Raw genomic sequence first — 1,267 nt, 5'->3', positions numbered from 1 at the left:
CTTAGAGGTCCTCGCGCCAGAAGGGCATGCTCATGCAGCGCGGGCCGCCGCGGCCGCGGGAGAGCTCGGCGGAGGGCACGACGAGAAGGTCCAGGCCCTCCTTGTACAGCACGTCGTTGGTGACGGTGTTGCGCGCGTAGACGCAGATCTTGCCGGGCTCGACGCACAGGGTGTTGGAGCCGTCGTTCCACTGCTCGCGGGAGGCCGCGATCGGGTCGCCGCCGCCGCAGGGGATCAGCTTGACCTGGTCGACGCCGGTGGCGTCCTCCAGGACGTGCTCGAGGGTGTCCTCGATGAGGCGGATGTTCACGTCGCCCGGGTTCTTGCCGGCGGTCAGCTCGTAGACGCGCAGGGTGCCCATGATGGCGGGGTGGATCGTGAACTTATCGACGTCGATCTGGGTGAAGACCGTGTCGAGGTGCATGAAGGCGCGCGAGACGGGGATGTCGAAGGCCAGGATGCGCTCGACCTTGGAGTCGGAGTTCCAGAAGATGTTCTGGGCCATGACGTCGATAGCGGCGGCCTGGGTGCGCTGGGAGATGCCGACGGCGAGGGTCTTCTCGTTGATGTTCAGCACGTCGCCGCCCTCGGTGTGGAACTGGCAGTCGCGGCGGAAGTACAGGGAGACGTCCTTGTAGTCGGGGTGGTACTTGAAGACGTACTTGCCGTACAGGGTCTCGCGGTTGCGGGTGACCGAGTACATGCGGTTGAGGTTGACGCCCTCGCCGACGACCGCGAACGGGTCGCGGGTGAAGTAGAGGTTGGGCATCGGGTCGATGATCAGGTCGGACTCGGACTCGGAGTTGACCAGGGAGTCGAGGGTCGTGGACGCCGTGAGGGGCATGTCGATCTCGGCCTTGGTCATGCCGGCCATGGTCTTCTTGACGAACTCGAGGTTGTCCTCGATGGAGTCCAGCTTCTCGCGGACGATCTGCGGCATGTGCTGGCCGCGGATGCCGGCCTCGGCGATGTACTGGTCGGTGAACTCGGCGCGGGCGCCGGGGACCTGGTCGAACACCTCGGCGACGAGGTTCTCGAGGTAGAGGACCTCCACGCCCTGGTCCCTCAGGATCTGGGCGAAGGTGTCGTGCTCCTGCTGTGCGACCTCCAGGAACGGGACGTCGTCGAACAGGAGTCGCTCGAGCTCGTCGGGCGGCAGGTTGAGGAGCTCGTCGCCGGGACGGTGCAGGCAGACCTTCCTGAGCTTGCCGATCTCGGAAGGCACGTGCAGACCTTTCGTCATGGCCTCCTACCTTTCTTTCGGGCC

The 1,267-nt window shown here is 65.4% G+C and carries 1 protein-coding gene; it reads right to left on the bottom strand.

Annotated elements, in window-relative coordinates; all coding sequences use genetic code 11:
- Position 1 precedes the first annotated feature (1 nt).
- The gene (gene arcA / locus DWY03_RS09945) at positions 2 to 1,243 is read right to left on the bottom strand and encodes an arginine deiminase (RefSeq protein WP_099431519.1); all 1,242 of its coding nucleotides are present in this window, start codon (positions 1,241 to 1,243) and stop codon (positions 2 to 4) included.
- Positions 1,244 to 1,267 lie beyond the last annotated feature (24 nt).

It is taken from the genome of Collinsella sp. AF23-2, assembly GCF_003459245.1.
GTDB lineage: Bacteria > Actinomycetota > Coriobacteriia > Coriobacteriales > Coriobacteriaceae > Collinsella.
The sequence above is the reverse complement of the archived record's forward strand: the minus strand, read 5'-3'. Positions and strand labels throughout refer to the sequence as shown.

What these genes read in the sequence shown, in the direction of transcription:
- arcA (WP_099431519.1), bottom strand. Translation starts at nt 1,243, where the DNA reads ATGACGAAAGGTCTGCACGTGCCTTCCGAGATCGGCAAGCTCAGGAAG.